Source organism: Sphingobacteriales bacterium, from assembly GCA_012517435.1.
Taxonomy (GTDB): Bacteria; Bacteroidota; Bacteroidia; order CAILMK01; family JAAYUY01; genus JAAYUY01.
Genome location: JAAYUY010000041.1, coordinates 1 through 9481, shown reverse-complemented (window position 1 = coordinate 9481; position 9481 = coordinate 1). Strand labels below are relative to the sequence as shown.

Annotated in this window: 6 protein-coding genes; all 6 read left to right on the top strand. The window is 39.8% G+C overall.

Annotated features, from left to right (window positions below; translation table 11 throughout):
• Positions 1 to 63 precede the first annotated feature (63 nt).
• Positions 64 to 780: a hypothetical protein gene (locus tag GX437_02485; GenBank protein NLJ06517.1), complete on the top strand. Its 717-nt coding sequence runs from the start codon at positions 64 to 66 to the stop codon at positions 778 to 780.
• Between the two features lie 207 nt (positions 781 to 987).
• Positions 988 to 2436 carry a T9SS type A sorting domain-containing protein gene (locus GX437_02480; GenBank protein ID NLJ06516.1) on the top strand — a complete coding sequence of 483 codons (1449 nt, stop codon included), beginning with the start codon at positions 988 to 990 and terminating at the stop codon, positions 2434 to 2436.
• 23 nt (positions 2437 to 2459) lie between these two features.
• Entirely contained in the window at positions 2460 to 4427 is a 1968-nt protein-coding gene (locus tag GX437_02475) for a glycogen debranching protein (protein ID NLJ06515.1), read from the top strand.
• A 13-nt stretch (positions 4428 to 4440) separates the two neighbouring features.
• Positions 4441 to 5733, top strand: a complete 1293-nt coding sequence (locus GX437_02470; protein ID NLJ06514.1) for a glycosyltransferase family 4 protein — start codon at positions 4441 to 4443, stop codon at positions 5731 to 5733.
• A 5-nt stretch (positions 5734 to 5738) separates the two neighbouring features.
• Positions 5739 to 6947 carry an alpha-amylase gene (locus tag GX437_02465; GenBank protein ID NLJ06513.1) on the top strand — a complete coding sequence of 403 codons (1209 nt, stop codon included), beginning with the start codon at positions 5739 to 5741 and terminating at the stop codon, positions 6945 to 6947.
• 72 nt (positions 6948 to 7019) lie between these two features.
• On the top strand, positions 7020 to 9481 hold a 2462-nt coding region (gene glgP / locus GX437_02460; GenBank protein ID NLJ06512.1), incomplete at its 3' end, for an alpha-glucan family phosphorylase.

The following is a 9481-nucleotide window of genomic DNA, read 5'->3' as shown; positions in this document are numbered from 1 at the left end:
TCTATCCAGAAAGAAAGCCTTTCTAAAATAAAATCACTTAATTTTATTTATCTCAAGAAAACTTTGGGTGAAAAATTTCATCTGTCCTTTCTGGAACTTGCCAGTCTCCGACAGCAGCCCGGAACTCCGGATGTTTTTCATTTGATGCATACCTTCGGCCCGAATTTCAGATTAAATATTTCATCATTCAATCTGACTGGTGAAGCTTATTACCAGACGGGAAAAAATATGTCAGGGGAAAATGTCAGTGCGTATTTTACCAGCCTGAAGGTGTCGTATGCTTTAAAGAAATTTAATTTTGCTACCGGACTTGACCTTATTTCCGGCAATAAAATAAACAATACTTCTTGTGAAAACCTGTTTGACTTGCATTATGGCAACCGACACAGGTATTATGGCAGTCTCGATTATTTTTCCCAACCAGATAAGGCTACCCTCTCTGGCGGCTTAAGAGATATTTTTGTCAAAACCAGTTTCAAAGCTCGTGAGAATTTTGATTTTGGAATTGATTATCATTATTTTATGCTGGATCAAAAGGTCAAAAACCCACTTTATCCTTCTTCAGGATCTGTCTATCTTGATTCCTATCTTGCTCAGGAAGCCGATGTGTTTTTCAATCTGAAATTTTTAAAAGAAATCAGCCTGAAAGGTGGATTTTCAGTACTTTTTCCTTCTGAATCACTTGAAACCATACAAGGTATTTCGGTTGGCGGAGCAAAGACAGCCAAATGGTTCTGGCTGATGATGAGCGTAAAACCTGAGCTGTTTAAGGGGAAATAATGTAACAGTTCTGTTAGTTTTTAAAATTAGGGTATTCTTTAATAAATTATTTTCATCTTCACTCTATTGGAATAGTTTTTGACAACAGCGGGCATGAAAACTGAACAATTTTAAAATTCAGTGTATTTATTTGTCAAAAAAAACTATCTTTACAGTCTTTTTTTAATAATCAAATTTTATTGAATGGAAACAATTAAAATTCAACTTATGAACACAAAAAAAATTAAATTACTACTGGGTCTGCTTTTAACAGCCGGTTTTATCCATGCACAGGGAGTCCTTAATGGCGATTTTGAAGTATGGAGCAACAAAATTGTGTATTACAGTCCGCGCGACATGAACACGGGGAATCTGGAATGTCTGGTCAGGGGTTTTGACCAGCTTGCCGTGACCACTATGGATGCTGCTTCGGGGAATTCTGCTATTTTACTCAAGTCGCAGATTGCAGGAAAGGATTCGGCATTTGGTTATATGCTTTATGGATTGCCCGAGGAAAACGGTGTGTCGGGTGGTATTCCCTATACCGATAAGCCTGCTTCTTTTACTGTGAGCCTGAAATACAATACTCCGGGCAGTGCCGATGTTATTGTATTGCTAATGTTTAAAAAGAACGGGTTACCGATTTCCAATCAGGTTTTTGAAATTATGGGCAACCAGCCTGCATGGAAAGATACCACCTTTATGATTTCATCATTGCCGGATACCCCTGATACGGTTATTTTTGGGGTGGCAGCGGCCAATCCGTTTACACATCAGTTTCATCCCGGCAATTGGATCGCTGTTGACAACATCAGATTTAACGGTGTTGCCCAGCAGTTACCCAATAATGACCTCGAAATGTGGAATAATCTGGATTCGGAAGAGCCTGACGGATGGAATAGCTTTAATGCCCTTTATTTTCTTGAACAAAAACCTGCCAATGTGACCAAATCGACTGATGCCCATTCGGGGAATTATTCAATCAGTGTAAAAACATCTGTTTTGAATTTTCTTGGAGGTGTGTTTGACACTTTTGGCATAGTTACTACCGGAAGAATCAATGAAAAGGGTTATTCAGGCGGTTTTCCCATGAAAGCCAAACCCGATTCTGTTACTTATTACTACAGGTATAATAATTCCAACAACATACAGGATCTGGCGCTGGTATATGTACAGTTTTCAAAGTATGACCTGATAAACAAAAAAACAATCGTGGTAGATTCCGGCTTATCTCTTCTTCCGGCTTCATTTCAATGGAAACGAGTCAAGATTGCCTTTAATCCTTCAAGCCCTGTCCCTGATACCTGTAACATTATCATCGCTTCAAGCTCATTGATTTTCAGTCCGGGAGGTGTCGGGAACCAGATTATTGTTGATGATATGCTGTTTTATTACAATGGTGTCGGCATACCTGCTCAGGAATTGATCCGACCGAAGTTGGTGATATATCCCAATCCGGCTCAGGATAAAATTAATGTTACTTTACCTGCGGATGAATATTCTGAACTGGCCAACTGGAAAATAATCTCGGCAGACGGAAAAGTATATTCCGGGTTCAGAAACTTACAGAAAAAAGATATTCAATCAGTTACATTAGATATAAGTGAGTTGCCTGCAGGAGTTTATTTCCTGATGAATGAAGAAACACATGCAACCGGAATGTTTACAAAACAATAAATCAGGGAAGAAAAATTTTGAGCATGAAAATCAGATTAAACAGGGAAGAATTACTGGATTTGCAAATTAGCCTGAAAAAGGAATATTTACTGACCAATGGCAAAGGTGGATATTGTTCCAGTACCATTCTTGATTGTCATTCAAGAAAATACCATGGCTTGCTGGTTTTACCCATCAGCGGAACAGGAAAACTTTTCAACCTTCTTTCAAAAATAGAGGTCAATGTTGTACTGGAAGGCAAAGATTTTCACCTGTCCACCAATAAATTTCCCGGGATTTATCACCCGACCGGTCATAAATACATAGAGTATTTTGAACTGGAAAATTACCCGGTAACCAACTATCGTATAGGAGATACTTTTATCAGCAAGTCCATTGTCATGCCTTATCTTTCGGATACAGTGCTGGTCAAATATGAGGTGAAAAAATCTGAAAAACCCATTTTGCTGAAGGCTACCCCTATGCTGGCTTATCGCGAAATACACATGCTTTCAAAAGAAAACCTCAATATTGCACCGCGAACCTATTTCGAAAAGAACGGATTTAAAATTGACCCGTATCCCGGATTACCGCCCGTTTTTATCCAGACCAATGTCAAATCAGAGTTTTTCCCATCACCTCAATGGTGGAAAAATTTTGAATACCTGAAAGAAAGAAACAGAGGCTATGACTATCAGGAAGACCTGTTCATACCCGGAGTATTTGAAATAACCCTGAAAGAGGGAGATGCTGTGATTTTCAGAGCTTCTCTGGATGTTGCAACGGAAAATATTGACAATGAATGGAATGATACAGTTAAATATTACCAGAAAACTGCTTCCATGTTCAAAGATGAAGCTGAACCTCTGAAATCATTAAAAATTGCTGCCGGTTCGTTTCTGATAAAAAATACTTCCGGACAGGATGGCATTGTAGCCGGTTATCATTGGTTTGGAGAGTGGGGACGCGATACGCTGATTTCATTGCCTGGCCTCACCTTGTGCAGGGGTGATTTTTCAACAGCCAGAAATATCCTGAAAAAGTTTTGCGGACTGGAAAGAAACGGGGCCTTGCCCAATATCATAGACGAAAAAGGCGGTCATGCCTACAACTGTGTTGATACACCTTTCCTGATGTTTTGGGCTTGCCAGCATTACCTGAACTTCACCAATGATTCTGCTTTTATCGAAAATGAAATGCTCCCCATGCTCCAAAACATTGCATCTGCTGTTATCGACCAGAAGATGCCAAATGTATGGCACGGAGAAGACGGGTTGATTTATGCCGGAAATGAAAGTACTAACCTGACATGGATGGATGCCATGGTGGATGGCAGGCCTGTAACCCCACGTCATGGTGCGGCAGTCGAAATCAATGCCTTGTGGTATAATGCCATTCAATTTCTTTTAAAGGATTTCGGTGAAAAAATTGACCCTGCTCTGAAATCAAGACTTATTGAAGCTGCTGAAAAATTTGAATACAACTTTGAAGAAGCATTCTGGAACGAGCCCGACCAGTGTTTGTACGATTATTACAGAGGCCATCACGACAGGAGCTGGTTTATTCGCCCCAATCAGTTGTTTGCCATCGGCTTGCCTTATACCTGTATCAGTAAGGAAAGAGCAATTCTGATGATTGAAACCATTGATAAACACCTCGTTACACACTACGGGCTTCGTACACTGTCACCGCGGAATCCGAATTATAAAGGAGAATACAGGGGCGAACAGCGATTACGTGATCTGGCATATCATAACGGAATGGTCTGGCCATGGCTCATCGGCATTTACACGGATGCTCTTTTCAAGGTTTATGGAGATAAAGATATGGTTCGTGAAAAAGTAAAATCACAGTTTGAAGAGCTATGGACTTTGCACCGCGAACAATATGGTCTTTTTCATATTTCAGAGCTGTTTAGGCCTGATCCTCCCCAGGTGGCAAAAGGTTGTATGGCTCAGGCATGGAGTGAAGCTGAAGTAATTCGTGTGCTTGAATTTTTGAAACCATTGTAAAAAAACTTGACTTATGAGAGTATTAATGTTTGGCTGGGAATTTCCGCCTTTTATCAGCGGAGGCCTTGGAACGGCCAGCCATGGAATTGCAAAAGGCCTTGTCAACAATGGTGTTCAGCTTACTTTTGTGCTTCCTACCCGCAGGGGATTGCAGGGTGATGATAAATTTAAAATTATCGCTGCTGATGAAGTACATAAAATTGAAAGATATTCGAAAGTAATTCAGGCACTTAGCACAATCAGCAAAAAGGAGATAAAAAAGGAATTTACCATTGCTCCCTATTTTACTTCTGAAGATTATGTGGAATACTTTACCACAAATCATGATGTTGTTACACTGAAGAAAATTATCAAATCCAATAAAGGGCTTTTACATTTTACCGGAAATTATGGTAAAGACCTTCTGGATGAAGTTTATCGTTATGGAATCATAGGTGAAATTCTTGGTTTTGGAAATGATTTTGACATTATTCATGCCCATGACTGGTTGACTTATTATGCCGGAGTAGCCGCTAAAAGAAGCTCAGGAAAACCTCTAGTTATTCATGTTCATGCCACAGAATTCGACCGAAGCGGTGAGCATGTAAACCAGACGGTATATGATATTGAAAGATTCGGGATGGAAAATGCGGATAAAATCATTGCCGTCAGCTATTACACCAAAAACATTATTGTATCACGCTATGGTATTGCCCCAGAAAAGGTGGAAGTTGTTCACAATGCGGTTGACAAAACACGTAAGCTTGAAGCCTTTGGACTTAAGAAAAAAGAAGGAGAAAAAATTGTCCTCTTCATGGGTCGTATTACCATGCAAAAAGGCCCGGATTATTTTGTCGAAGCAGCCTACAGGGTTTACCGCAAAAACAAAAACGTTCGTTTTGTCATGGCCGGAACGGGAGATATGCTGCCAAGAATGATACTGCGAATGGCTAAACTTCGCATGCTCGACAGGTTCCATTTTACCGGGTTTTTAAAAGGCCTTGATGTGGAAAGGATGTATGCCATGAGTGATGTGTATGTCATGCCTTCTGTTTCCGAACCATTCGGTATTGCTCCTTTTGAAGCCCTATTATATGATGTGCCTATTATTATCAGCAAGCAATCAGGTATTTCAGAAGTCTTGCCACATGCCCTGAAAATTGATTTCTGGGACATCAATAAAATGGCTGAATTGATTCTTCTATTAATTGAAAATGAGCAAATTGCAAAAGATATTGCAGATAAATGCAAAGACGATATGAAAAATATAGGGTGGGACAATGCAGGAAACAAAATTAAGCAAATTTACGAATCTATTAAATCCTAAATAAAATGATTTCAATAGTATTTTATTTTCAGGTTCATCAGCCTTTCAGGTTAAGAAAAGATTATACATTTTTCGATATCGGGCACAATCATTTTTATGAAGACGAGGAAGCCAACCGCTCTATTCTGAATAAAGTAGCAGAAAAGTGCTATTTCCCGACCAACCAGATGCTGCTTGATTTAATCAACAGGTATCCGGGTGCCTTTAAAGTTTCGTTTTCAATATCCGGAGTTGCCCTCGAGCAATTTGAAAAATACAACCCTTATGTCCTTGAAAGTTTTCAGAAACTCGCAGCAACAGGACAGGTTGAGTTTATTGCTGAAACTTATTATCACTCACTCTCTTTTCTTTTTTCAAAAGAGGAGTTTAAAGAGCAGGTAAAATTACAAAGTGAAAAAGTCAGGCAGTATTTTGGCCAAAATCCCACAACTTTCAGGAATACGGAGTTAATTTACAACAACGACCTAGCTCATTTTGTTGAAAAAATGGGGTTCAATACCATTCTGGCAGAAGGAGCCAATCAGGTGCTGGGTTGGCGTAGCCCGAACTTCCTGTATCAGCCGGTTGGGAGCTATAAGATGAATCTTCTTCTCAAAAACTATAAATTATCAGACGATATAGCATTCAGGTTTTCCAACAGAGCCTGGGAAGAATATCCGCTGACAGCCGATAAGTATGCTTCATGGGTACATGCAACAGCCGGAAATGGCGAACTTATCAATCTTTTTATGGACTATGAGACATTCGGAGAACACCAATGGGCCGAAACCGGTATCTTTGATTTTATGCGGGCTTTACCGGAAGCAATATTCAGGCATCCTGATTTTCAGTTTATTACACCGGGAGAGGCAAAAAACTTTTATACACCGCTGGCACAGATAGACGTACCGTACTTCGTTTCATGGGCTGATCTTGAACGCGACCTCACTGCCTGGCTGGGCAATCCGCTTCAGGATGCTGCCATCGAAAAAATCTATGAAATCGAAAAAATGGTTAAAGCAACCGGAGACAAGGATATTATTCATACATGGAGAAAACTCCTGACTTCCGACCATTTTTATTATATGTGTACCAAATGGTTTTCTGATGGGGATGTTCACAAATACTTCAATCCTTACGAAACCCCCTATGATGCTTTTATCACCTATTCAAATGTGATGAACGACCTCATTGAAACAGTAAAAGAAAAAAGCAACGAACCTGTCGTTGCCTGAAGTTATTTCGCTGCTTTATCGTAATTTCGTTTTGTCTATATTGTTTATTTTTTGTCCTTAAAACACATAATCATGGAAAATCTTAAAAAGTTTTTGTTTGAAGTATCATGGGAGGTCTGCAATAAAGTGGGAGGTATTCATACGGTTATTGTCAGTAAGGTTGAAGAAGTAATTAAACATTTTGGTGACAAGTATATCCTGATTGGTCCCTGGTTGGAAAACAATCAGGATTTTATTGAGGAAGCAGATCAGAAAATTCTGGGTATTAAACAAAAACTTGATGCAATCCGCTTAGATGCAAAAGTGGGAAGATGGAATATTCAGGGGAAGCCACTTGTCGTTTTGGTAAAATTTGGGCATGATGTCAATAAAGACAAGGTTTTGTATGAGTTATGGGAAGACTTTGGTGTGGACAGCATGACCGGAGGATACGACTATGTGGAGCCTGTTTTGTTTGCACACAATGCCGGCAGAGCCATCGAAGCCATCAGCGAATTGTTTGATGATGAGCATATACTGGCACAGTTTCACGAATGGATGTGCGGCTCGGGCTTGCTTTATCTTCGTAAAAACAGTCCGCATATTTCAACCATTTTTACAACGCATGCTACCATTCTCGGGCGTTCAATGGCCGGAAATGGTATAGATATCTATCATTTACCTGAAAAAATAAATGCTGACAAGGAAGCCCAGCGTTTCAACGTACTGGCAAAACATTCCATGGAAAAAGCTTCTGCCCGTTTTGCTGATTGTTTTACCACCGTTAGTGAAATAACTGCCATGGAAGCAGAGTTGATTCTTGGCTGCAAGGTAAACTGCATTCTTCACAATGGATTTAACGTTCATTCTGTCCCCGATCCTGCAAAAGACAAAGGCTTTTATCTTGCAAACAGAAAGAAACTGCTTGATTTTGCCAGTAAATTTCATCAGCAGGTATTTGAAGATGAAAATACATTAATTATTTCAACCTCAGGGCGTTATGAATTTCATAACAAAGGAATTGATGTATTGATTGATACCCTTGGCAGGTTAAAAGAGGAAAACCACATTCCTCAGGGGAAAAAGGTACTTGTTTATTTCTTTATTCTTGCCGGAAGCGAAGAAATGACACTTGAAACCTATTCCGATTTTCTGACACGATATTCCAAAATTGCCACACATCCTCTCTGGAATCCTTCAAACGACCCCATTATCAACAAAGCCAATCAATACGGATTGACCGAAGATTTTTATGAAAAAATAAAACTGATTTTTATACCCGTTTATCTGAACGGGAAAGATAAAATTTTTCCGCTTGAATATTATGAAGCTTTGTCGGGATGCAACCTGACCATTTATCCTTCATTTTATGAACCATGGGGATACACACCTCTTGAAAGTGTCGCCTATTCAGTGCCTACCGTAACGACCAATCTTTCCGGTTTTGGCAGGTGGGTTTTACTTGAAAAACTGAATAAAAAAGGCGTTTATGTCCTTAACCGCATGGATACTACCGAAGAGCAACTGGTCAATGAACTTTATGCTGTTATTTCTTCTTTTATTTCCATGTCGGCCAGCGAAAAGGCTAAACTTTCAAAAGACGCCAGAAATACTGCAATGAAAGCAGAATGGGAACATTTCTTTAAAAACTACCTTCATGCTTTTAAAATTGCAAAAGATAATGCAAATGCAAGGATTTCAGGTATTTCGGCCAAAGTATATGAAAAATTTGAGGAGATGCAGTTTCATGGTTCTGAAAGTATCAGGCCAAGACTGAGGTCGTTCACCATCAAAGCCCTGATTCCGGATAAAATTGAAGGTTTGCGTATGCTCGCCTACAACATGATATGGTCGTGGATGCCTGAGGCTCATCAACTTTTCAACCGGCTTGATCCTGTTCTCTATGAAGAATTAGGCTATAACCCGGTTAGCCTGCTTGAATCCATTGATCCTGAAATACTTATTCAGGCTGCTGAAAATGAAAGCTATCTCCAGTTGTATGAAGATGTCATGCGAAAATTCAATAAATACATGGAGTCTTCGCAATCGCTGGTCAAGCAGACTGCACTGATTACCAAAGAAAGGCCTGTGGCTTATTTCAGCATGGAATTCGGCATTCACGAGTCTTTGCCTATTTATTCGGGAGGTTTGGGCATTTTGTCTGGCGACCATTTGAAGTCATCTTCCGATTTGAATATCAATCTTGTAGGGGTTGGCTTGCTTTACCGGAAAGGTTATTTCAAACAAGGTATTTCAAAAGAAGGGGATCAGAAGGTGGAGTATTTCCAGAATGATTTCTACCGTATGCCCCTCGAAGAGGTGAAAAAACGTGGGAAAGCCCTGATCATTTCTGTTGAATTTCCCGGACGGACCGTTTTTGCCAAGGTATGGAAAGCAAATGTCGGACGCATTCCTTTGTATTTACTGGATACTGACATACTTGAAAATAATCCTTCCGACAGGGAAATAACCTCACGTTTGTATGGAGGCGGCAAAAGGGTTCGTATCGAACAGGAAATTATTCTGGGTATTGGCGGGGTAAAAATGTTGCACGA

Excerpts from the sequence above, each read along its gene's own strand:
- GX437_02475 (NLJ06515.1), top strand. The coding sequence starts at position 2,460 with ATGAAAATCAGATTAAACAGGGAAGAATTACTGGATTTGCAAATTAGC.
- GX437_02470 (NLJ06514.1), top strand. The coding sequence starts at position 4,441 with ATGAGAGTATTAATGTTTGGCTGGGAATTTCCGCCTTTTATCAGCGGA.
- GX437_02480 (NLJ06516.1), top strand. The coding sequence starts at position 988 with ATGAACACAAAAAAAATTAAATTACTACTGGGTCTGCTTTTAACAGCC.
- GX437_02465 (NLJ06513.1), top strand. The coding sequence starts at position 5,739 with ATGATTTCAATAGTATTTTATTTTCAGGTTCATCAGCCTTTCAGGTTA.